General features: G+C 46.8%; 22 protein-coding genes and 1 pseudogene. 1 reads left to right on the top strand and 22 read right to left on the bottom strand.

Annotated elements, in window-relative coordinates; translation table 11 throughout:
• Positions 1-247: 247 nt before the first annotated feature.
• The 16 genes from ACZYR9_RS25465 to ACZYR9_RS25390 form a co-directional block, all read right to left on the bottom strand.
• The gene (locus tag ACZYR9_RS25465; RefSeq protein ID WP_488981209.1) at positions 248-466 is read right to left on the bottom strand and encodes a hypothetical protein; all 219 of its coding nucleotides are present in this window, start codon (positions 464-466) and stop codon (positions 248-250) included.
• 359 nt (positions 467-825) lie between these two features.
• Positions 826-1557, bottom strand: a complete 732-nt coding sequence (locus ACZYR9_RS25460; RefSeq protein WP_488981208.1) for a class D sortase — start codon at positions 1555-1557, stop codon at positions 826-828.
• Between the two features lie 65 nt (positions 1558-1622).
• Complete coding sequence (locus ACZYR9_RS25455) at positions 1623-3203, bottom strand: LPXTG cell wall anchor domain-containing protein (RefSeq protein ID WP_488981207.1); 1581 nt, start codon at positions 3201-3203, stop codon at positions 1623-1625.
• Between the two features lie 326 nt (positions 3204-3529).
• Positions 3530-4405, bottom strand: a complete 876-nt coding sequence (locus ACZYR9_RS25450; protein ID WP_488981206.1) for an SMP-30/gluconolactonase/LRE family protein — start codon at positions 4403-4405, stop codon at positions 3530-3532.
• 78 nt (positions 4406-4483) lie between these two features.
• Positions 4484-5710: an ROK family protein gene (locus tag ACZYR9_RS25445; RefSeq protein ID WP_488981205.1), complete on the bottom strand. Its 1227-nt coding sequence runs from the start codon at positions 5708-5710 to the stop codon at positions 4484-4486.
• A gap of 36 nt (positions 5711-5746) precedes the next feature.
• Positions 5747-6409 carry an RraA family protein gene (locus ACZYR9_RS25440; protein ID WP_488981204.1) on the bottom strand — a complete coding sequence of 221 codons (663 nt, stop codon included), beginning with the start codon at positions 6407-6409 and terminating at the stop codon, positions 5747-5749.
• Between the two features lie 83 nt (positions 6410-6492).
• Positions 6493-7794 (bottom strand): extracellular solute-binding protein, encoded by a 1302-nt coding sequence (locus ACZYR9_RS25435; RefSeq protein ID WP_488981203.1) that lies wholly within the window; start codon positions 7792-7794, stop codon positions 6493-6495.
• Between the two features lie 61 nt (positions 7795-7855).
• Positions 7856-9196: a hypothetical protein gene (locus tag ACZYR9_RS25430; protein WP_488981202.1), complete on the bottom strand. Its 1341-nt coding sequence runs from the start codon at positions 9194-9196 to the stop codon at positions 7856-7858.
• Positions 9190-10269, bottom strand: a complete 1080-nt coding sequence (locus ACZYR9_RS25425; protein ID WP_488981201.1) for a DUF4432 family protein — start codon at positions 10267-10269, stop codon at positions 9190-9192. Before ACZYR9_RS25425 ends, ACZYR9_RS25430 begins: the two co-directional genes overlap by 7 nt.
• Entirely contained in the window at positions 10266-11378 is a 1113-nt protein-coding gene (locus tag ACZYR9_RS25420; protein ID WP_488981200.1) for an alanine racemase, read from the bottom strand. Before ACZYR9_RS25420 ends, ACZYR9_RS25425 begins: the two co-directional genes overlap by 4 nt.
• Positions 11378-12211: a carbohydrate ABC transporter permease gene (locus tag ACZYR9_RS25415; protein ID WP_488981199.1), complete on the bottom strand. Its 834-nt coding sequence runs from the start codon at positions 12209-12211 to the stop codon at positions 11378-11380. The genes ACZYR9_RS25420 and ACZYR9_RS25415 overlap by 1 nt, the downstream gene beginning before the upstream one ends.
• Before the next feature lie 2 nt (positions 12212-12213).
• The gene (locus ACZYR9_RS25410) at positions 12214-13149 is read right to left on the bottom strand and encodes a carbohydrate ABC transporter permease (protein WP_488981198.1); all 936 of its coding nucleotides are present in this window, start codon (positions 13147-13149) and stop codon (positions 12214-12216) included.
• 58 nt (positions 13150-13207) lie between these two features.
• Positions 13208-13582, bottom strand: coding sequence for a RidA family protein (locus ACZYR9_RS25405; protein ID WP_488981197.1), 375 nt, complete (start codon positions 13580-13582; stop codon positions 13208-13210).
• A 20-nt stretch (positions 13583-13602) separates the two neighbouring features.
• Entirely contained in the window at positions 13603-14889 is a 1287-nt protein-coding gene (locus tag ACZYR9_RS25400; protein ID WP_488981196.1) for a M20/M25/M40 family metallo-hydrolase, read from the bottom strand.
• A 23-nt stretch (positions 14890-14912) separates the two neighbouring features.
• Positions 14913-15662: an SDR family NAD(P)-dependent oxidoreductase gene (locus ACZYR9_RS25395; RefSeq protein ID WP_488981195.1), complete on the bottom strand. Its 750-nt coding sequence runs from the start codon at positions 15660-15662 to the stop codon at positions 14913-14915.
• A 227-nt stretch (positions 15663-15889) separates the two neighbouring features.
• The gene (locus ACZYR9_RS25390) at positions 15890-16600 is read right to left on the bottom strand and encodes a TerC family protein (RefSeq protein ID WP_488981194.1); all 711 of its coding nucleotides are present in this window, start codon (positions 16598-16600) and stop codon (positions 15890-15892) included.
• Between the two features lie 534 nt (positions 16601-17134).
• Between ACZYR9_RS25390 and ACZYR9_RS25385 the strand changes: the two are divergent.
• Positions 17135-17284: pseudogene (locus ACZYR9_RS25385) on the top strand (IS3 family transposase); the annotation flags it as partial.
• 74 nt (positions 17285-17358) lie between these two features.
• Here the strand turns inward: ACZYR9_RS25385 and ACZYR9_RS25380 are convergent.
• From ACZYR9_RS25380 to ACZYR9_RS25355, 6 genes are all read right to left on the bottom strand, one after another.
• Complete coding sequence (locus ACZYR9_RS25380; protein WP_488981193.1) at positions 17359-18234, bottom strand: SMP-30/gluconolactonase/LRE family protein; 876 nt, start codon at positions 18232-18234, stop codon at positions 17359-17361.
• Positions 18235-18299: 65 nt separating this feature from the next.
• Positions 18300-19328, bottom strand: coding sequence for a zinc-dependent alcohol dehydrogenase (locus ACZYR9_RS25375; RefSeq protein WP_488981192.1), 1029 nt, complete (start codon positions 19326-19328; stop codon positions 18300-18302).
• Between the two features lie 48 nt (positions 19329-19376).
• Entirely contained in the window at positions 19377-20345 is a 969-nt protein-coding gene (locus ACZYR9_RS25370) for a Gfo/Idh/MocA family protein (RefSeq protein ID WP_488981191.1), read from the bottom strand.
• A gap of 13 nt (positions 20346-20358) precedes the next feature.
• The gene (locus ACZYR9_RS25365; protein ID WP_488981190.1) at positions 20359-21390 is read right to left on the bottom strand and encodes an ABC transporter permease; all 1032 of its coding nucleotides are present in this window, start codon (positions 21388-21390) and stop codon (positions 20359-20361) included.
• An 18-nt stretch (positions 21391-21408) separates the two neighbouring features.
• On the bottom strand, positions 21409-22929 hold the full coding sequence (locus tag ACZYR9_RS25360) for a sugar ABC transporter ATP-binding protein (RefSeq protein ID WP_488981189.1): 1521 nt from the start codon (positions 22927-22929) through the stop codon (positions 21409-21411).
• 81 nt (positions 22930-23010) lie between these two features.
• Complete coding sequence (locus ACZYR9_RS25355) at positions 23011-24051, bottom strand: D-ribose ABC transporter substrate-binding protein (protein WP_488981188.1); 1041 nt, start codon at positions 24049-24051, stop codon at positions 23011-23013.
• Positions 24052-24342: the final 291 nt, after the last annotated feature.

Below are 24342 nucleotides of genomic sequence, written 5' to 3'. Positions count from 1 at the left end.
TCAATTTCATTTTGCAAGCATATTTTGTTTTCCAATCTTGGGATCATCCGCAAGCCCAGAATAACCGATCAGCTTGTCTTACTGCCTGCACTGCCTCGCAGCAGCTCAGGTGTAGTAATTTATCATACTTCCTATGGTATTACAAGTAGTTATGTTTTCCAGAAGAATTCATGACCAATAATTTATGCATTTAATTAATTAAATCCGATAACAACGGATGTTCACATGTCAGTCAAGTTATTAAACTTCATGATTTAATAAGCTCTTTCCTCCAAAACTCTATTACCGTATGATTTGCTAATTGCATGGAAGTCCATGAATTTTTTCGGCTAAAACCTAAATCATCCATCGTTTTCACGATGGTATTGACTTCTGCATTATCAACTCTCAGCTCCATGGATAAGGTATTTTCAATAATGTAATTTAACTTATCAACGGGCGTAGCATCATTATCAGACATGGTCATCTATTCCTAACCTCCGAACCATGAAGATGGATTGTCCTATATCCCCTATAGAGATTGTTCCCTGTAATAATGAGAAATACTCAAATCAAGCATCGATGTGTTTCTAACACACACTAAATCCATAGCATTATTTTAAGGGACTCCACGAAAAAAGGGCCCTATTGCTGCAGCAGCATAGTCCCTTATTCTTTTCGTATAAGAGTTTAGCACAAGTTAAGGAAGTATCGCTTCTCTCATCCTTATCCGCACATTTTGGAAAAAATATGGAATGTTTAAATGGATCCAATTGGTGGAATCGGCAATCTGTTTTTCGTTAAGACTTTTCTTGCATAGCCGAAGTCCGTCAACAAAGTATTTTTTCAATGCAGCTTAGCATGTAAAATGAGTCTCCGATTACCTGTCTCATCACAAGTGATGAGTGTCAGAAGTTTATCTTTATTATTATGGTTAAGCACAGAAACATCTGCCGGATCGACCATTTTCTTATCGTAGATGATGTATTCGTACTTCTGACCTCCGGCTTCGATTATGATTTTACCACCTATGCTCAACTCTTCCAGACGGTTAAACATACGCCCATAGGAGTAGCTTCGATGACCTGCGATCGCCGCATTACCAATCTCCCCGGGGAAAGCAGTGCCAGGAATGTGTCCGGGTGCGACCTTGAGGTTTTTTTCCGTCACGTCCCCCACAACAGGAAGCTTAAGCTGAATCTCATCAATCTTAATTATTCCTATGACTTTAGGCTTAGCCGGATTGGGAGCTTTGGTTACAGGCGCATTGGATACGAGCCGAAGCGGCTCTTTTGGCCGTTCCTTGGGAAGTTCCTCTACATGAATATTTTCTGAAATCTGAGGTTCTTTCCGCTCCAGGTTAAGCTGCTCCAATGTCCGTGCGGGATTAACCGTCGTTGAGTCTGCAATCGGGATTACCGTTTGTTCCTGTTCATTTACAGACTCCGAAGACATTGCTGCCGCCTCCCACAACCGAAGCAATTCTTGTTGTTCTCTATCTTCAAACCATCGGTTTACCGTCGGATAGACCATTAAGGTGATTCCCAACAGAATCAGAAGTATGGCCATCTTGCGCATGCGTGTCACTCCTTTTATGAAGGAAAGGCAAAGGAGGAGCTCTTCACTCCTCCCCGTCTTTTATTTTAAGAACGAGCTTTCCGCTTTCCAAGGAACCATGCACCGATCAGCGTCAAAAGCGCTCCTAGGGAATAAAGGGAATATGGCTTGTTCTCACCGGTTTGCGGCAAACTGCTCATTATCACTCCGGATGGCTGATTCATGGCGTTGGCCGACTGCAGCGAACCAATCCCGTTTGCATTCACAGCTTCCGGATACACTGCCGTCAGCATATCTGCTTCGGGGCCTACTACGCCGCCTGAACCTGTTCCGCTCTGTGCATCAAGGGCAATCGGAGTGATGCTTTCTTCTGAGGTCGGCGACGAGCCTGACGATGAATCTGTACCAGGAGATGCCGGTCCGCTTGGCTGCGTTGAAGCATCCTCGGATTCCGATTGATCATTTGAGGCTTGCACAGCATCAATCGCTATTTCGTAGCCCTGTTCGCCTATTACGGCAAGCTCAAGTTTTGGAGAATCCCCTTCGCTGGAAGCAAGAACAAACTCTTCACCGGCTTCAATCTTTTTCGTTCCGCTTAGATCCGATCCTTCCAGCTTCCAGGTAAACGTTACCGCTGCATCGTTCGGATTTTTTACGTACCAATTCCATTTCTTTCCTTCTTTATCGATAAGGATAGAGTTCACCAACAGCTTTTTCAAGGAGACATCAATTTTATCTTTGTCTAGATTAATGGAGGAATCCCCTTTCAAAGCGGCTTTCCAGATACCTCCGAGCTCCCGATTCCAAATGATAGTATCAGCTTTAACGTCGGTCTTATTGGAAATTTCCAATACATAATTGCCGTCTGAATTCTTCGGCAGGTCCAATTCTATGGTGTGTTCGCCTGCATTATATGTACCCTTTGTTTGAGTGTAAACGGTTTTGCCGTTGTCCGATTTCATATAGCAAATAAACTGCAGGTCTACCGGACCCATTCCCTGCGGGACCATAAAGCGTAGCTTTCCTTTCCCGGATAAGGAAGGCTCGGATATCTCTCTGACCATAACGGTTCCCATTACCTTGGTCTCGGGTTGGCTGACCGAGCCTCTTACGACAAACTCACGGTTCCACAGAACAACTCGGGTATTGTCGTCGTTTAAATAAGAAATTTCCACATCGTATTTATCCGAATCAGGTAGATCCAGATCTAGCGTATATCTGCCAGGGGAATATTTGCCCTTTGCCTTGCTATGAATGATTTTGCTATTGTCTGATTTTTTATAGGCTGCAAATTCCAACTCCACAGGCTCTTTTCCTTCCTTGATGGTCAGGTTCACCTTTCCCTTGCCTGTGATCATGTTCTTGGATACTTCAGCAATCAAGTCCTCTTTATTAAATTCGATCTTTTCTTTTTTATCACCGTCAACTTTAATGTCACCTTCCACCGTGCTCTCCGACTTTACCTGAGTGTCTTGAGTTTTGCTTTCTGTGGAGGATTGAACTTGGATGTCGATTTCCGTTTTTTCGTTAATTTCCGTCTTGGTTATTTCCTGAGACATGATCTGATCGATCTTCGACTCGCTTGCCATTATGGGGCTAGCCAAGCTGAAAAATGCTAACGTACTCCCCATAACTAAAAATGCGGGTTTCTTCATTTTCTCTTTCATAGTCCACCTCATAATGTTAGATTTACCAGCGGACCGGCTTAGCCGGTTCCCGGCATTTGATTTGTTCTGTGAACTATTTAAGTCAAAAGAGAAGCATTGAAACCGGAAATAATCCGCCAAAATGAAAAATATTTTTTTCAGCCATCTGGAAAGCTTCAGATAAAGCCGTCTTTGTCGAATCCAGGGAGTGAAGAGTTGATTTATTAAATACTGGAAGACATGACAAGGCAGTTGGAAGCCGCTATGTCATGTCTTTCCCGCAAAAACCGGAATTTGATTATAAAAGCATCATTTAAGTAAGAGCAGGTAAAGATGCTCGGAGCTTTTTACCCCTTAAAAGAAAAGGACGGAAGCCCTTTAAGCTGTGTAGTCGCACTAAAAAGTCCGCCGGCCAAAGGCTGCTTATCTATATCTTGTTCATTGATTCCATGACGAGCCGTTGTAATGTAGAGAATATCGAGATCCTTCCCGCCGAAAGCGCATGACGTCACTTGAGAAGCGGGAACCTGTATTTCGTCGAGCTGCTCCCCACTGTTCGGATTCCAGCGTGTAACTCGAGAGCCTCCCCAATGGGCGATCCAAATCATGCCCTCCGCATCCAAAGTCATTCCGTCCGGGATAGCATGATCTCCGGTCAAATCAATGATCACCCCCTGACGGCTTAACGTTCCGTTGCTCATATCGTAATCAAAGGCAACTACTTGCTTCGTTGGTGAATCGATATAATACATTTTTCGGCAATCGAGACTCCATACAATACCGTTGGAGATGCCGATCCCAGTCAACATCTTACGAACACTAAGGTCCGTATCCAAACAATACAAGGCGCCCGATCGCCCTGTTTCGTTCAAATTCATGGTTCCGGCCCAAAACCTGCCCGCGGGGTCACATTTGCCGTCATTAAATCGGTTCTGCGGCTGATCTTGTTCCGGATCAATAATAGGGGTCAGCACCTCCGTTTCCAAATCAAGCGAATAAAACCCGTTTTGCAGTGCCAGCATAACCCCTCCCCCTTCTCTAGGCACAACGGTCCCCGCGAATTGGCCAAGGGGAATCGAACGGTCGCTATTGCGTTCCGGGTCGAAAATATGCAGTGTTTTCCCTGTAATATCTATCCAATAAAGCACCTGCTTATCAGTATCCCATATCGCCCCTTCACCAAGACCGGCCTTGGCATCCAGTACAAGATGACATTCCGTCATTGTAGCCCCTCCCCGCACAACGTGTTAATCTTAAAAGCTTTCTTAGAATACATCGATCCATTTGTATACTTCACGTCATTACTCTGCAAATAAAAGTTCTGGATTATCAAACAACTCTTTCAAAACAAGGGCGCCAGATCCGATGAGGTTGGCTTTCGGGCCCAGTTTGGAGAAAATGACCCGCACCCTTTTCTTCGGTACCGGCAATGCTCTCAATTGAATATGCTTTTCAATTTCGGTTATCAAATGGTTCCCCAAATTAATCATATCTCCATGGATAATGACCAGCTCCGGATTGATCGAATTTACAAGATTGGCAATACCGATCCCCAAATATTTACCCAAATCCTCGATGGCCATCTGGAAGACAGCGGTATCTCCTTGACGGATCGCTTCCACAATCAGGTCAATGGTCAATTCGTCCTGCGTTTGAATCATGTCTTTCAATATTAATGTGCGTGATAAGTTGTCTTGAATTCTCGAAATGAGGGAATGAGAGGATGCGTACATCTCCCAGCAGCCGAAATTTCCGCATTGGCACTTTAACCCGTCCATTTGAATGGTCGTATGTCCAATTTCACCAAAGCTATCATCTTTGCCCCTCATAATCCGGTTATCGATGATCATCCCAGCTCCGATACCGACATCCGTCATGAGACTGATAAATGTATCCACTTCTTTGCCTTCGCCAAACATCTTTTCGGCCAGCACCTGGTTGCGGCATTCGTTATCTACCCAAACCGGCAGATGAAAAGCAGAGTACAAGCTTTCACCCAGTGTACAGCCGTTCAACGCTTCAAAATGGGTTGAGGTCAAAATCGTTCCGGTGCTCGTCTCGACAAGTCCCGGACAGCCTATCCCCATTCCCTTGACGGGAATATTTAATTCGTCCGCTTTTAGAAGCAAGCTACCCGCCAAATCCTTTACTTTGGCAAGCATCGTTATTTTCGTATCCTTCGTCGTAATCGCTACACGAAGCTCATACAGTATGTTCGCCGAAAGATCCAAAAGGGCAGCCTTTATTGCAGACACGGTAAAATGCAAGGCTAGAATGCCTCCGCCTCTGGCATGAAAAGCGATTAATTTGGGACGCTTCCCTCCCTGATCCGTCGAGCTGCCCATACCGCTTACTTTGATATAGCCTTCCAATATCAATTCTTCCACCAAAGCGGAAACTGTAGGGCGGCTTAGTCCCAACTCCTTGCTGATTTCAGGTTGGGTCGTCTCTCCTGAATTACGAATCCACTGCAAAATACTGAGCTTATTCGATTGTTTAATATCTGTTTTCCTTGAGATAGTAAGCAAGTCTCACGCAACTCCAATCCAAGCCTATGTCTTGATTTAAAGAATACTATACTTATTAAACGCTTCCACGATTCCCATCCCACGTTCAAGCGCTTTTCTCATTTGGTTCTCGCCGCTTACTTTGTCTAAAGCCTTTGTTACTGTCTCGCTGATGATCTCTTGGGGAACGACGACGATACCGTCATGATCCCCGAAAATCAAATCCCCTGTATGAATAAGCACACCTCCGCATCGAATAGGTATGTTGTAAGCGATCACGTCGGTTCTGCCTTTAGAATCATACGGACTGTAGCCACGGGAAAAAACAGGAAAACCCATCTGCTTGATTTGCATACTATCTCGCGTCAACCCGTCAATTGCCGCTCCCCTCGAGCCTTTGGCTTTGGCGGCAGTACTAAGGAGCTCACCCCAAAATCCGCTGCTGGTCGAACCGTTGGTAGTGGCGACAAAGACGTCTCCTTTCTGCAGGGCATCGATCGCTTCAAGCTCTTTTTGGTAGGGAACAGACGGAAGTTCGTACACGTCCGTGGCAAGTACGGTAAAAGCTCTGCCTGCAAATTTGGAAAAAGGGATCACCGGACGTATAATATCGGTCATGCACTGCTGCCGGTATCCCATATCATCCAAAATATCGGCCAGCACAGCACTGTATAAAGCTTCTTCCATTTGAGCATAGTCCAAAACAATCTCATTGTCCATTCGTTACACCCCATTTGCTCAATTGATGAAAAAGGAGCGGATAGAATTGAATTGATTGATTCCTAACCACTCCTCTACTTTGATTATTTTTGTTCAGCAATTTTTTGTAAATCATCCAATGCCTGTTTAGGTGATTTTTGTCCGAGAAGCGACTGCTGCACCGCCTTGATGGTTTCTTGACGGATTTGAGTAAATTTAGGATCCGTCAGCGGATAAAATTTGGCAATCGGCAGTTGGCTGATGAATTGTCCTGCCAATTGATCCTGCTTGGATAAGCTTTCTCCAACACTCTTTGTTGCAGGCAGCATCCCTTCGTTTTTCATAAATTCTTCGTAACGTTTATCCTCATAGAGGAACTCAAGGAATTTGCCTACGGCCTCCTTGTTTTTCGTTGACTTGAACACCATCAGGAAATCCTGTACTCCCAGGTTGAAGGGCTGCTTTCCTGCTTTGATTGGAATTGGTGCCACACCGTAGTTCAGATTCGGCGCATCCGCCTTCAAGATGGTCGGCAGGAAGTTGGCCGTAATCATCATGCCGACCTTCCCGGCTCCGAACACTTTTTGCAGCTCATCCCGATTGATAGCCGTCGGCTCGGGGTTGGTCACTTTGTCATTACGTACGAGGTTCGTCAGATACTGCAGTCCCTCTATATTTTCGGGGGAGTTCAGCACCCACTGGTCGCCCTTCTTCCAGTCTCCTCCATTCCCCCAGATAAAATAGGAGAAGTAAGCCTGCCCTTCGAAGGTCGTCATAGGCACTCCAAAACCATCGACTCCCGTTTTTTCTTTGATGGTTTTCGCCGTTTGCCTTAGTTCATCCCAAGTTTTCGGAGGCTCCTGGATGCCTGCTTTTTCAAAAAGATCCTTGTTATAGTATAAACCGCGGATCGATGCGAGAAGGGGGAGGCCGTAACTTGTACCGTTCAATTCTCCCGCTTTATAAAACGACTCGTAAAACTTGCCTTTCAGGTTTGGGGACAGCACTTCATCCAGCGGAAGAAGAAGATCATCAGCAGCATATGCAGCATAGTGGTTCAAATTCAAAATGTCGGGTGTCTGTTGAGTGCTCACCATCGTATTTACTTTTTGCTCCAAAACGTCCCATCCGACGACCTGCAGATTGACCTTGATATCCTGGTTCGCTTGTTCAAACTCACCAACTACCTTTCTTAAAAAAGGCTCGGTTGCATTGCTGTATTGAGCGGCAACGAAGGTAATTTCTTTTTTCTGCCCGCTGTCGCCGCCGGAAGAAGACGGAGTGGACGATGGTGGTGAGCTTCCGTCCGTTCCACTGCTCCCGGAGCATGCTGCCAATAGAGTGGACATCATGAATAACAATGCAAAAGCAAATGACACCCATTTCAGCGATTTCCTGTTGTTCAAAATGAATCCCTCCCAAGTTACTTATTGTGAAGCCAATGTTTGCAGTTGTACGGGGAACCCGTTAAGTAAAGCTCTCACCCCCTTTAAGTTCAATAAGCAGATTGATAGATTCCCGAACGACGAGCTCTCCTGCCTGGGGTGTCAATTGACTGGTTCTTGCAGTTTTGATTTCATATCCCCCTTCGGCAAAAGCACGTTCCGTCGGTACATAACCTACATAATCGTTCGCCATTCCCAGAATCAGTGTGTGGATATAGGGAGATCGTTCTTTCATGACTAGACCCAGTTCTGCAAAAAACTCGCCCGGCAAGCCAAGCAACGCATGATCTCCTAATTGAGCCGCCTGAAGCTCGGTTTGCAGAAACTCGGCTTTATTTTTACTTAGTACCAAAATTTCTATGGCATAAGATTCATCCGGTACACCGTCAAGCATTGAGGGAATTCTCCAGCCTGACTTTTCCAGCAGCTGTTGGGCTTGTTGCACCTGATCCTCAGTAATTTTTCTTCTCGGGAGTAAGATTGTTTTCGAAATACATTTTAATTGGAGTGTATTTGTATATTCCAATGTCTGCAAAACCTCAAACACCCCATCGGCCAACCGTCTTCCTATGCGCTCCGCCTCTTCAAAACCGCGTGGTTGACTCGGATTGGATACGTCGATGTGATTGATATCCCCTTCGGCTCCGTTAGCAAAAAGCACCACCGTATTTTGTCCAAACCTCTGCTCCAAGCGCTCGGTCATGCTGTGCACATAATCCCGTGATAACAGCCAATCTTTACCAACCAAAACAGCGGTGTGAAGCGTAAAATTAACCAAAATCGAGCGGATAGTTTTGTGTGCGTCGATAACCGAAATCACAAAGATATCCGGGTCGATCGGCCCTGCCGCAGCGTTCACTTGGAACGGATCCAAGCCTTCCCAGTTCATGCGCAGCGTTCCGTCGCGCATCACAATACGCCGGTTAAAGCTAAGAGCATCATCATACCCTTTACCGATACCGATCGATGCTTCCCAGGTATTATCCGTACATTCGACTGCCCCTTCAATTAAAATCGATGTCAGCTTATCGAGATACGAGATCACGAGCGGATCGTATTTGTCCTTGAATGCTTCCATCACATCGGGGCCGGAATGGGTATGAGTGGCGAATAAGATGATGCATTCGGGCGGAATTCCCGTTCTTTGACGAATGCCTTCCTTAATTTTCCTGCCAAATGATGCGAAAATTCCGATTAAATCCAGCCCAATGAACAGCAAATCATTCCTTCCGTCGTTCAAATACAGGAAATTGGCATATAAAGGATCATGTACGCCTCTGGACCTGTTATCCTCGCGAATATTCCCCCCGATGGGGGTGCCTGTTGGCGGCGTGATATCGATCTTGAAGCAGCCGGCTAACATCGTATGATCACCTCGCCTGTCGGGATGATTTTCTCCACGCGTCTATTGGTTTCGTAGATAACCACCTTTAATTCCTTACTGATCTTTTCACCTGAACGTATTTTCTCAGCCGTACCGTTACAGATCGCTTCGTTAAGGCCGTGGTTTCCCATAGACGGACGGCTTGTGAACGGCTCGATGGCGAGCATATAAGCATTGCCGTACCAGGGATACCCTTTCGTTCCGCCAAGATCCTGCCAAATCCACAGATTGGGAAAATCCTCTGCAGGCCACACCATTCCTATACCCAGATTCATACGGCGGTTGGTCAAGGCATACCATCCTTCCTTATAATCCGTAGCATAAAACATATCCGTGGTTTCGGTATCCGTACCGCCAATCCTACGCAAATCTAACGGGTTTCCATGCACATCGTTCGCGTACGGCCAGTCAAAGCGTTTGCTGTGCGGCAGGCGGTTTGATTTTTCCTCTTTGTCCGAAGTGATCACCGTGCAATCCGGGAGCTCGAGAGTACAGTCCTCGCTTAAGAACGGAGATCCAAAGCTGGGATGATGTCCCCACATATACTCCAGATCCGTCTTACCGTAATTATGTATCGTCTCGCGAAATTGAATGATAGGTCGGTCTGATTCCAAGCGAATACTTTTCTCCAAAATAAATGGGGTTCTTAATGTCTTAACCGTAAGGAGCACTTCTATGGCCTTTGGCTCGTCGACGAGAACGGTAAACTCCCACGGACTTGATGCCACCTCACCATGGAACCCAAGATAGGCGCCTTGGTAATAGGAAGGTCCACTGGCCGAAGGGAACAGCTCCTGCCAGCCCCCATGATAATAATCTGTGAAAATGCCCTGGGGATTCTGCATGGATGAAAGGATTTGCGGATGCCTCAGCCCGATCGGGGATCTCCACATAAAATCAACATCTTTGGGCTTATATAATAATTCGAAAATGTCCGATCCCTTATCGAGCAATATCGACATCCGGATCAATTCATTTTGCAGCACCAGGGTTCTCATGCCTTTGTAGGTCCCGTAAGGTTCGATGCGGCATCCGTAATTAGCTTCCCTCATCTGTTTTTTCCCCTTGCTTCAATCGGAATCACGATTTCCGCCTTTCCGTTTCGAATACCGATCAATTCATCCGCAAGGTTGACCGTCGGGCAAACATGGTTAGGAATAATTTCCAATCGGTCACCTATAGCCACAGGAAAATGATCCGTAGGATGAATGACCCCATGCTCTTCGGACAGCCGGTCAATCCGGATTTGAGGTGCTGAGCGGATCCATCCGAAACCCTCCGTATACGCCCCTTTATCCGAGGACAGGGTTTTGGAGCCGGCATCGACGACCGCCCGGTCATTCGAAGGTCTGCTGACAACGGTTGTATGGATGGTCAAGGCGCAATCTACCGGCCCGACAAGCCCTAACGAGATCATTGTCGCATCATTGAACACATAGGTGCCGGGCCTTATTTCTGTAATGTATTCAACTTCCTTGCAGTGAAACGACGTCGGCGTTGAACCCACGCTGATTTCCGGTATGTTTATCCCCAGCTTTTCAAGGATAAGCTTTTTGGTTTCTACCAGCAGTTCTCCCTCCATACGGCTGATGCGAATCTGCTCTTCTTGAGAAACCGCTTTGTAGGAGTGCCCCGCATGGGTCATTAATCCGAAAATGCGAATAAAGGGAAGCTTGGCGATCTCTCGGACGAGCTGAAGCGTTTCTTCCCGGGGCTGTCTCCCGCAGCGCTGCAGCCCCGTATCCACGTCAATGTATAGGGACATAGTACGGTTGAGCCTGCGGCCAACGTCGGAAATGCCGCGTGCCGCTTCCACACTATCCAAAGCTACGGTAATTTCAGCATCGGCAGCCAGCTTCTCCAGCCGCCTAAGCTTCCTCTCCCCGACGATTGGATAGGCAATCAGGATGTCGGTTATGCCATGCTTTCGCATCACCTCGGCTTCCCCGATTTTGGCTACCGTTATGCCGGATGCCCCATGCTGCAGCTGCATCAAGGCGATCCAGGGACTTTTATGGGTTTTCACATGGGGCCGAAGACGTACACCCGCTTCCTTAGCTCTTAGTGCCATCTGCTTGATGTTTCTTTCCATGATGTCCAAATCCACAACCAGAGCGGGCGTGTCTATGCTCTCAATGCTTAAAGCTTCTTCTGTATCCATCAATGCTTCACTCCTCCTGCCGTAAGCCCGCTAATTAAATATTTCTCGATGCTCAGGAAAAGAATAACGACCGGTACGACCGCTACAAGCGAAGTAGCGAATACATACTGCCACTGGACGTCATACATGCCGAAAAAAGCATAAATACCGACGGTCAACGGCTTCGACGTTTCCGTTGAAATGAAAGTCAACGCAACGGCGAACTCATTCCAAGCTGCAATGAAAACAAAAATGACGGTGGTAATGATCCCCGGGATAGCCAAAGGCAGTGTAACCCTGCGGAGAGCTTGCCATTTCGTGCAACCGTCCAGCCAGGCAGCCTGTTCAAGCTCATACGGAATCGTTGAGAAATAACCGCTAAGTATCCATACCGCGAACGCTTGATTAAACGCTGCATTGGTGAGAACTAGACCCCAAACTGAATCCATCAGACCTAACCAGTGAATTTCTCGGAACAAACCGACAAGCAGTACGATTGGCGAGAACATCTGGGTAATCATAATCAAATACAAGTACAATTTTTTTCCCGCAAACCTCATCCTTGCCAGTACGTAAGCCGCCGGAACCGCACAGATCAACGACAAAACTGTGGCGCCGCCCGCAACGATAATGGTATTGAGCAAAAAATCTACCAACGGTACCATACGCCAAATATCAAGAAAGTTGGTAAACGTCCAATTGACCGGAAAGAACGTCGGCGGGATGGAATAAACCTCCGACCTGCTTTTAAATGAAACAATCAGCATGATGAAGTAAGGAAAAACCATAACCGCAAAAAGAACATATGCGAACACGGAAATGAATGCATTCTGAATTCTCATTGACCTTGGCACGGCTATTCCCTCCTCAAGGCAATGGTGGTATAGACAATGGAAAACAGCAATAGAAGAAGAAAACTGATCACGGATACAGCGGCCGCTTCGCCCATCTTATGCGTTACAAAGGCCAGCTTGTAAAGATAGGTAATGATGGTATCGGTTTGGTTGACCGGATCCCCTTTTGTCATTGACCAGATGATAGGAAATGAATTGAAGACGTAAATGGTGTTAAGTACCGTACTGATGGTCAGAGGCTGTCTTAAGAGAGGCAGGGTGACCCGATAGAATCGGTTCCAGGCATTAGCACCGTCTACACTAGCGGATTCGTACAATTCTGAGGAGATGGACTGCAATCCGGACAGGAGAACAAAGCTCGTAAAAGGAATCGTTACGAATATCCCCACCCCGATCATCGCTGGAAAAGAGGTGGACGGCGAAGCCAACCAGAACATATTTTCGTTGATCAAGTTAAACTTAAGCATTATCAAATTGAAGACACCGTAGTTATAATCGAGAATCCATTTCCAGATTACGGAGGTAATAATCAAGGATACCGCCCAGGGGATAATCAATGCGGCACGCACCAAACGTCGACCGGGAAAATCCCTGTTCAGCAGCTGTGCGATACCCAATGATAGTACCGTGCTGATACCGACTACGCTAACCGTCCAGATCAGGGTGTTTTTCAAAACGACCCAAAATACGGAGTCACCTATAACGTTGGAGAAATTTTGAAAGCCAATATATCCTCTCTTCACCCCGGACAAACTGATTTGGGACACGGATGTGGAGAACAGCTCATAAATCGGGAAAATGGTAATCAATACAATGAGGCTGATGCTCGGAAGCAGCCATAGGTATGGCGTTGTTTTCTCAATCATCCTGCGTTTACGGCGTTTTTTTAGATTTTCGTGCTTCACTCCTGTCTTGAAAGCACCTTTATCGATTTCCATGGCTCACCCCTGTTCCTTAATGCATTGGTAGTCATTGCGCGGAGTAATACGTTTGTCTTTAATTGACAATCGCAATGACGTCGATTTCCACTTTGATGCCCAGCAGCTGGCTACCTACGGTTGTACGCACAGGGTAAGGCTCCTTGAAATAGGTTTTGTACACTTCGTTGAATGCCCGGAAATCCGCCAGATCGCTTAAGTGGACCGTTACTTTCACCACATCATCAAAATTAGCTCCGGCCTGCTCCAATATATACTTGATGTTGTCTAACGTTTTCGCCGTTTGCTCCTCGATCGTATCGCCTTGAACTTTTCCTGTTTCGGAATCAATCGGTCCTTGGCCCGCTGTAAAGATCGTATTCCCGAATTGGATTCCTTGGGAGTAAGGACCGGCAGGAACCGGCACTAGTTGGGTTTGCAATTGTTTTTTCATTGAATATTCCTCCCTTTTCATTATGATCGGTCCGCAATCCCGCACCATTCCGTCATGGTTAGCGCATACATCTTCACCAGCAGAAAAAATTCCTCCACGTCGATGTACTCATCCGGCGCATGAGCATTGCCGCCTTTGGGACCCCAGATGATCGCCGGTGTTTGGCTGTAAAGATTAAGTATGAAAGAGTCGCAGGCAAACGGCGCCCCTTGTACCGGTAGACCATCAGGATATACGGTTTGGGATACCTTGGTGAGCACCTCTAAAGAAGGATGATGATCAGGAATCCCCGTCCCTGGCAGGAAACGTATAAGCTTGTCAATGACGGGCGGCATATCGCGAAGAATTTCATCGTGGGCAGCCTTTTCCAGACAAAAGTGCTCAAAATCACGACGAAGCTCCTCTTCTGTTGTCTCCGGATAACACTGAATCCACACATCCATCGTACAGTGGCTTGGTACCCTGTCACTTAGAGGCGAATTCACATGTCCCGCCTTTAAGCTTTGAACGTATGCAGGCAGTCCGGGATCATTCGCGAACCAGTGGGATTGAGATTTCTTGCTGCGGTGATGGCTTTCATATTGATGGAAAATATCGAGGAATCTTGCTGCGGCAAAGACGGGATTGACTAATTTCTCTCCGCTGAAGGAACGGCCCGGACGCCCCCAAAAAGTGATGCGGAACATACTTCCGCCTTGATTGACCGGACAAATGGCGAGATTGGACGGTTCCGGCACGATGGCTAAATCCGCTTCGTAGCCTTTAAGTACGCAGGCAAGCGTGGCGTTTGCGCCTCCATACTCTTCATCTACCACGCTTTCGATGATAACGTCCCCCTGTAAAGATATCTTGAGATCCGTAAGCAGCTGGAGAGCCATCATCGCCGCTGCCATTCCGCCCTTCATATCGAACAATCCCAACCCGTACTGCTTCCCATCTTTCACGGTTCCAGAAAAGGGATCAACCGTCCAAGGGTCTTCTCCTCTGGGCACCGTATCCGCATGCCCGGTGAAAATGAGCGACCTTCCACCGCCTTTTCCCCTTTTTCTTGCCACCACATTTGGACGGTTCTCATACTCCCGATGACCGAGAAAAGCTTCATGATCTGTGAGGCCCGGTACATCTGTCGGAAGGAACATATCCATCTCACAATTCAATGTACTTAAAAATTGATAGATAAATTCCTGAACCTGTTTCTCATCACCTACAGGATAACGATTTTCGCTCGGGATCGAAACCAGTGACCTGTTAAAATCCACAATATATTGGCGATGCTCATCCACCCACCGGCTGATATCTTCGTACATGAATAACCCCTCTTCCAGCTGGCTTATTCTTGACAGATCTGTCCACCGTCTACTACCAATTCCGTTCCTGTGATAAATGACGCTTCATCCGAAGCAAGAAAAGCAAATGCATTGGCGACATCCTCTACTTTACCATAACGGCTCAGGGGAATTTTGGAAGTGTAGTTTTGGACTTCTTCTTTGGACATGCCTCCTTCGAGCGCCAATTCGGTCAATATAAATCCGGGGCAGACTGAATTCACCCGAATGTTATATGGTGCCAGTTCAATGGCCATCGATTTGCTTAGGAGAATAACTCCGGCTTTCGTTGCATTATAATGAGCAAGACCCGCTTCTCCAAGAATACCGTTCGTCGATGCCATGTTCACGATGGCCCCTGCATTTTGTTGTTTCATTTCGTTCGCGACCAATTGGGAGCACAAGAAGACACCCGTCAAATTAACATTCAGCGTATCCTGCCAATTTTTATCCGTGATGTCCAAAAACGGCTCATAACGGGCAATCCCCGCATTATTGGCCAGAATATCAATACTTCCGTATGTAACCTTTGTAAACCTTACCAATTCCAGCACTTGCTCTCTTTTCGTTACGTCAACTTGTATACTGTTTACTGTTCCATAATTACCTAACTCATTGGCTGTGACATGTAATCTTGTTTCTTCCAAATCGCAAATGACAACCTGTGCGCCGTCTTGAAGAAACTTCTTTGCGATAGCTTTGCCTATTCCTCTACCGGCTCCCGTTACAATTGCAGATTTACCCTGCAACTTCATTCCATCCGCCCCTTTTGTTAGTTAGTTAAATTACTTTTCTAACTAGATAGTACTTCATCCCCAATTATATTTCAATATTATTTTCTGAATTTTATAATTATTCTGATTTTTTTACCTGAATACTACAGTTGTTAACGAAAAAGCTTAGTCAAGAAGGATCGTCTTCTCAACTAAGCTTTTTAGCGCTTCTATATCCTCTCCTGAACAGGAGTTGTTTCCCGGGTTATTTATGAAACCGTTGAATGAGCCTCTTCGGAGATTACAGCTTCTTCTCTTTCTTTCCCTTTCTTCTTTGAAGCCATTTTGCCAAGAACGATCACGACAGCAGCAAGTCCAATCGGAAGTACATAGTGACCCGCCGGGAATACCGATTCCAAAAAGTGTCCTACGGCCTTATCACTTAATACCATTTCTCCCGCCGTATACCCAAGCAGAGCCGCACCCAGCCAAACAATAATAGGAAAACGGTTCATAAGCCGCATAAGCAATTGGCTGCCCCAAATAATGAGAGGTATACTGATCGCCAAACCCAAGCCAATCAAAACAAGATTTCCGCCGGCTGCTCCGGCAACGGCAAGCACATTGTCCAAGCTCATGACTAAATCAGCAATGATAATCGTTTTAATCGCTTCAGCCATCGTAGATCCGGACTTTAAGTTTTCTTCATCTTCTCCGCCTTTCAGAAGCTTAACCGCAATGTACAACAGCAGCAATCCGCCCGCAACCTGAACAAAAGGAATTTGCAGCAGCCAAACGGCGACAAACGTCAAAACGATTCTTAACGCAATAGCGCCAAAGCTACCCCAAATCACGGCCTTTTTTTGCTGCTCCACAGGCAAATTTCGGCACGCTAATGCGATGACCACCGCATTATCGCCGCTCAATACGATATTGATTAAAACAATTTTCAAAAGTCCAACCAGAAATGCCCCTTCCATTCACCTGTCGCTCCTTTTATCAATGACTAATAGAACCTTCCGCGTAAGGGCTTACATGAAATCGTTACAAACCTGTGATGCATTTTTTCATAATGAACCTCCTAAAAGACGATAACTTGTATAATATATATTACATTTTACTATAAATTAATTAATTGTTAAAGAAAAAATTACACTTATTGTGTTTATTATATCAGGGCAGTTTTTTACTTGGAGGGGCGGGCACGATATTTCGTAAATAGCTCTATCGCAGGAATATCCTGCCCGCCGTTGACTCCAAGTCAAGTCGGTGAACGATTATTTTACCTCTCGCACACGCTTAAGCAGATCAGGTGCCCACTTATCCTTGTATTTATCTTCTACTTTTGATGCCTCCAGTAGGAGCAGGGCTAAATCCCTGCTCTTTTTTCGTTGCCGTTCCCCCGCCGCGGTGAACCGTATCATAAATTAAAAGTCGTAATTGTGCTATCCTGCCCATTACTTCAATAACTCAAAAAAGGGCTGTCCTTGCGGCAGCTTCTCATTATCGTCCCTTCTTACAAAGGGACAGTAGGTAAAATTGCACCAATTCTCTTAGAGCATCAAAATACAGCGGAAAAACCAAATAAATAGTGGGTAACGGACCTTTCAGAGTTCAAATTTTTTTGGAGAAAAATTTATCTGTCACCTGTTTTGGACTTATATTGAAATCCCGAAAGGTAAAACTGAAATCCCCCCGATTCCATAACGGGGGGACTGTACTTTGCACAAACCTTGATTTAGCCTTCGAAACGATAGGTCAGCGATCCTTTGACCCCCGGCTTCACGCGGAAAAGCCCTCCTGCATGTGGCTGCTCCTCCAGCTCCTCTTTACTTAATCCTACTCTTGCCGTTGTGATGTAAAGCTCATCCAGATTTTCGCCTCCGAAAACAACGGAAGTCACTCTGGAAGCAGGTAAGGGAATCGAGTCCAATCTCTGCCCTGTAGCCGGGTTCCAACGCGAAACTCGGGAACCCTCCCATTGAGCCACCCACAGCATTCCTTCGTCATCGATCGTCATTCCGTCAGGTATCCCTTCTCCCTCCGGTATGGTAACGACCGTCCGCTGATCCCGAATTTGACCGCTCTCCAGCTCATAATCAAAAGCGACAACACGCTTGGTTACCGAGTCGATATAATACATCGTTCGATGGTCTTTATCCCAGGCCAAGCCGTTGGAGATTCCAATCGAATCAAGAACTTTTCTCACCTGGAAATCGGTACCCAAACAGTACAGCGCACCGCTAATCTCTTCTTGATTATGGTCCATCGTTCCGGCCCAGAAGCGTCCCCTGGCATCGCATTTCCCGTCATTGAACCGGTTGTTCGGCAGGTCGGATTCCAACTCAGCGACGGGGGTCAACGGATCTGAGTCTGAATTCAATTGATAGAAGCCATGCCGTGCGGCAACCATGAATCCCCCCGAAGCTTTCGGAACGACAGCTCCAACCATTTGGTCGACCTCAATGAAGCTGCTTTCCTTCGTCTTCGGATCGAGGGTCCAAATTTTTCTTTCTATAATATCTACCCAATACAGAAGCTTTCGCTCATGATCCCAGGCAGGACCTTCTCCCAGTGTATTCTTTGCATCAAGCACCAGCTCTACGGAATGCATAGTATCCTCTCCTCTCATGAATGAAACATCGGCCGACGGGGTCCCTTTTCGCTCATCGATAAATTTCAGCGCGCCACATGGAGTACGATTTTTAATAGATCGGGATCCTTCTTTTCCATTAACTCGAAGGCTTCTTCTAATTCATGAAGCTCAAACCGGTGGCTGATGAGAGACGCGGTGTCTACTTTTCCGGAATGCAGCATATCGATCACAGTACTCCAGACGCCGGGACTGCCTAAGGATCCATGCATTTCGAGATCGTAGGTTACGAATCGGTCTACGTCAATAGCGGCCCGTTGACTTCCGCATAAGCCGAGCAAACCAATACGCCCTCCCGGTACCACATAGTCCAACAGCGATTCTACAACGGCACAATTGCCTGTGGCTTCAACCACAACCGTAAATAAATCCGTGCTTTTTCCGTTTTTTAAATTCATCGTTTCGTCCGCCCCAAGGCGTAATCCCATTTCCAACCGGCGATCACGGATATCAAAGAGCACCGTTTTTTTCGCGCCGAATGCCTTGGCCATCTGTACGGCAAGCAGCCCGATGGGGCCCGCCCCGATCACCGCCACCGTATCCTCGGGAGTGATCGACAGTTTGCTGACGCCGCGAAAAGCGACGGCTGCGGGCTCGACAAGGCAAGCTTCCTCAAAGGAAAGAGAAGCATTAAACCGATGAAGAGCATGGACCGGATAAACCATGTATTCCGCGGCCGCTCCGTCTTTGCCCAAAACACCGTTTTCCAATCGATGGGGGCATAGATTATATCTTCCCTTTTGACAATAAGGACAGTGTCCGCACGATATCGTCGTTTCCCCTACGACCCGGTCGCCTACAGCAAAGCCTTTTACTTTACTGCCTAAGGCCGCAATTTCCCCTGACCACTCATGACCGGGAATGACGGGAAAGGTGGATTGATTCGTTTGAAAATAAACCATCGTCCCTTGATAAATTTCCAAATCCGTAGCGCAAACGCCAAGGCAGTGAACCTTGACAAGAACTTCATCCTCTTTATAGACAGGCACTTCCAGCTCTCCGCAGCGAATATGTCTCGGACCGGTAATTTGCATCGCTCGCATCGTTTCAGCCAAATTCACCCAAGCTCCTTTCTTCAACCTTGTATGACGCGCGCACATTCCTTAAGTGCAAGAGATCATGTGTTTACCTAAATTCGCTTCGGCCAGCTCAACGATATGCTGAACAACCGCCGCATCCTGCAAAGTGGATAAAGGCGCCTTTCCTTTTCCGATGCATTCCTTAATAAAGTATTCAGATTCATAGAAAAACAATTCCTCATATTTGGGATAGGCTTTGCCAAGCGTACCAATAGCCCGGTTGTACAGGATATCCCTCCAGGAATAGTTCATGCCTCCTTGCGTACCCAGCACTTTGACCATGTACGTCCATGGCTGGCTCGTATCGTCGTCACAAGCAAAGCTGGAAAAGAGAACCGCTTGTGCGCCGCCCGGCATTTCCAGCAGCATCACCGATTGATCCTCGCGTTCCAGTGTTTGATAGTGCAGTTTCGCCGCGGAACAGCTCATCGAAACAGGCCTTCCCAGCAAATAGAGGGTCGTATACAAATGATGGGTCATGATTTGCCGGATGACGCCCGGATAATGCGAAGCAAGCTCCTCGCTGTGGTGAATGACAAAAGTGAACCAGGCACTGCATATTTTCCCAAGCGCTCCTTCTTCAATATAACCTTTCATCTTGATCATTTCCGGATGGTATATATAATTGTGGGCGGGAAAACAAACCCGGTTCATTTCCTGCGCTACCCGGTCAATCTCGCGGATCTGCTCTACGGTCATGGCGACGGGCTTTTCGATCAACACATGCTTGCCGGCTTTCAAGGCTTGAATAGCCTGTTCATAATGAGCCTCCACCGGAGACAGGATATAGACGATGTCAATGTCTTCGGATTCAATCAGCGCATGGGCATTCGGATATGCTTTGGCCTTCCATTCCTTCTCCCTTTTACTCAGCCGTTCTTGATTAAAATCCGTGATTCCTGCCAATTCCGCATGCTCCAGCTTCTCTACGGACAGCTGATGCAGCTCCGCTACCGCTCCCGTCCCAATGAAACCAATCCGATGCTTGCTCATTCGTATCCCTTCCCTATCCTTTATTTTTGGAGGAACCCATCACATTGGCCGCCACCGCGACAAACAAGACGATGCCCGTAGCCAAATTTTGTCCGGCGGATCCCACCCCTAACAGATTTAAACCATTGACCAGAACGCCCATGAGCAATACACCGACCAGCGTCCGCCACATGCTGCCTACTCCCCCGAACAAAGAGGTGCCGCCCAAAATCACCGCGGCAATCGGCGGAAGCTGCAGACCGACTCCGGCCGTCACCTGCGCACTCCCGATACGTCCGAGCATGAGAATGCCGGCCAAAGCCGCCAATATGCCGCTGATCGTAAGCACTAGTATTTTATATTTGGCGACGTTGATTCCCGACATCTTCGCCGCTTCTTCATTGCCTCCAATGGCGTACACATTTCTTCCGAAAACCGTTCTGCTTAAGACGATGTGGCTGATCACAAAAATAACTGCAAAAACAATCACAATGGACGGAATGCCGAATACTTTGCCCGAACCAAACCATTGAAGACTATCCGGTATGCCGTACAGCGGTTGAGCGCCGGAAAACCATAAGCTGATTCCGTCCACGATAAACATCATAGAAAGCGTTGCCATGAAGGTGGGTATTTTTAATTTGGCATTGGCCATACCCGAGACCGCCCCGACCATTGCCCCGATGAGCAATGTGCAGATGATCGCCAGCCACACCGGCAGCGCAACCCCTATTCCGAAGCCTCCGGTACTGAGAGCGCCTGCAACCAAACCGCTGAAGGTCATAATGCTCGCTATGCTTAAGTCAATTTCGGCCGTGATGATGACAAAGGTTACCCCAATGGCCATAATCCCGATGATTGCCGACTGTCTTAAGATGTTAAGAATATTAGCAACCGAAAGAAAGCTTTCGGCTAAAATAGAAAAGATGATGATGATGATCAGCAATCCGATTAACGGACCGATCGTTGTCATATCCAGCTGCCTAAGCCCTCTGCTTCCGAGAGAGAGTTCCTGAGACAGCTGCAGATTACCGTCGAGCTTCCTTTCTTTATCCGATACAGCCATCTGTTATCCCCTTTCCGACTAGACCACGTCCTTGAAAATATGATTCATGATATTTTCCTTCGTGATCTGTTCATTCGTCAGCTCTTGAACGAGCTTTCCATGATTCATCACCAATACGCGATCGGCCATCCCGATCAGTTCGGTAAATTCCGATGAGATAAATAATATGGCTATGCCCTGCTCGGCCAAATCCCTCATCAGCTGATAGATTTCCGACTTCGCTTTGACATCAATGCCTTTGGTGGGCTCATCCAATATGATAAGCTTGCAATCCAGAGCCAGCCATTTGGCTAAAATGACCTTTTGCTGATTGCCTCCGCTCAAATTTTGAACCAGAACATGCTCGGAAAAGGTTTTAATATTGAGCTTGCTTATATATTTTTTGGCCTTCTGGATTTCCAGCCTGCGATTGAGCAGCATATGTCTGACCGTATCGCGGATGGTCGTTAAATTAATATTTTCCTTCACGCCCAAGCAGCCGATAAAGCCTTCTTTTTTGCGGTCCTCCGTAATCATGGCAATGCCTCGCTTGATGGCATCTATAGGACAGTGAATAACAACAGGTCTGCCGTTCAGGTAAGTGTTTCCCGAGAGCTTCTTGTCTGCACCGAAAATCGCACGCGCCAGCTCCGTACGTCCTGCCCCATTCAGGCCGGCAATCCCCAGGATTTCCCCTTTTCGTATCTCCAGTGAAACATTGTGAAAGTTTCTTCCGGTATACTGTTCGATTTGAAATACAATCTCTTCTTCTACATTTCCTTTCTTGGGATATATGGTTTCTGCGCGATGATCCGCACCTGTCATTAAAGAAATCAGCTTCTTTTCAATATCCGGATCCTTAAACGATAAATCCAGGGTTTCAATTTGTTTTCCATCACGCATAATCGTTACCTTGTCGGATATGGCATAAATCTCCTCAAGCTTATGTGTGATGAAGATGATCGCTTTACCGTTTGCTTTCAGCTGGCGAATGGTTTCGAACAACCGGTTCACTTCTTTGTCGCTTAAAGCGGAGGTCGGTTCATCCAGCAGCAGAATTTCGGCATTCATAGAAAGCATCTTCGCAATTTCCACCATCTGCCTGTCTGCAATACTCAGCCTGCCGACGATATCGCTTGTTGAAAACGTTAAATTCAGCAAATCCAGAAGCTGCTGCGCATTCTCATGCAGCTTTTTGTATTGGACCAAGCCGAAGGCATTTCGCGGCAAGCGACCGAGGTAGATGTTTTCAGCCACATTCAGCTGAGGAATCAAGCTAAGCTCCTGATGTACCATGCCTATGCCCAGCAGCCTGGCATCCTCGCTGTTTTTCATCTGGGCAAGCTGATCATTGACGAAGATTTCTCCTTCGTAATCCGTATAAATCCCGTCGATAATTTTGATTAAGGTGCTTTTTCCGGCCCCATTAGCCCCCAGAAGCGTATGAACCTCGCCTTTATTTATCGATAGATTGATATCCTGAAGGACCGTAATCCCATTGAACTGCTTGCCGATCTGTTTTGTAAACAGCACACACTCCTTTTCCGTTCGTTCGCCCATCTCCGCTCCCCTTTCCGTGGCCCTTCTCCAATGAAAGCGGAAGCTCCATCAGTTCCCCAATAGAGCTTCCCGAACAAATAATTACCAAGCCTTCGTCTTCAGCATTTCATCCGCATTCGCTTTGTCGATGAGATCTGTAGGAACCCATACCTGAGCGTCAACCTTCTCATTTTTCAAATGCTTTACGGCCGTCTTTAACCCATCCCCGAGCATGCTCGGATATTGCAGTGCCGAACCGTAAATTTCGCCGGATTTGATTTTTTCTACGGTCGATTTCTGGCCGTCCATTCCTATCAAAATAAGCTGCTTATCTCGGTTTGCCGCTTTAGCTGCCTGCCATGCGCCTTCAATCATCATGTCGTTATGAGCGATGAAGCCGTGCAAGGTTTTGTTGGCGGTCAGGATGTTTTCTGCAGCCCGCATCGCCGTGGTGGATTGAAATTCTCCATTTAGGCTGGCTACAATTTTGACCCTGGGATTTTTTTCGAGGATATTGTGAATGCCTTTCCCGCGTTCTATCGCTGCAGACGACCCGGGTGTACCTTGAAGCTCGGCCACATTCCATACCTGCTCATTCGGATATTTCTCTTCGAGTCCCTTCAGGAACAGCTTGGCGGCACTCTCTCCCATATCTTCATGATTGGTCCCGATATGAGCTACGACCTTGACATCCTTGGAGGTGACGCTGCGATCCACGGTAAATACGGGGATCCCCGCTTCATTGGCCGCTTTGATCGCCGGGGCTACGCCCTCGGTTGTAATTGGAATAAGAACGATCGCATTGACCTTTTTGACAATCATATCCTCCACATCTCGGTTTTGCTTAGCTTGATTGTTCTCGGCATTATAGAAGGGTGCTTCCACACCTAACTGCTTCGCCGTTTCCTGCCATGATTTCTGAGCGGCTACAAAAAATGTAAATTCAAGCGAGGGCACCGACGTTCCGATAACGAGCTTTTTGTCCGCAGTACCGCCGCTGTTGCCTTGAGGCGCAGGCGCCGGATTGTTTGTACTGCCCTGAGCATTGTTTTGCCCGCCATTGGAGCCCGAAGGCGCAGAGCTGGAGCAAGCGGTTACAAAAAGAAGCAAGAAGATAAGCACTGCACTAAATCCTTTTTTCATGAATGCACACACCCCTCATATGATGGTTTTATTGCTGAATTAAATGTATCAAACCATAGTTAATTTGGCTCTGCACTGAAGTTCCAATATTCTGACTATATCGAGCATTTCATAGCACTCATTTGCCATCGATCTGGATTATTGTTCTAGAGTAAAGGACTGAATTTTTTTTTTTTTTTTTTTTTCAGCCCCTCCTCATCAAACCGTACGTGAAGTTTTCCCTCATACGGCTTTCCGATGTTCGTCATTCATGCGCATGCGATTTACAAAAGCGTCTTTAGTCCATACATT

This window comes from Paenibacillus sp. F024, assembly GCF_057814255.1.
This window is presented reverse-complemented; position numbering and strand designations above follow the sequence as displayed.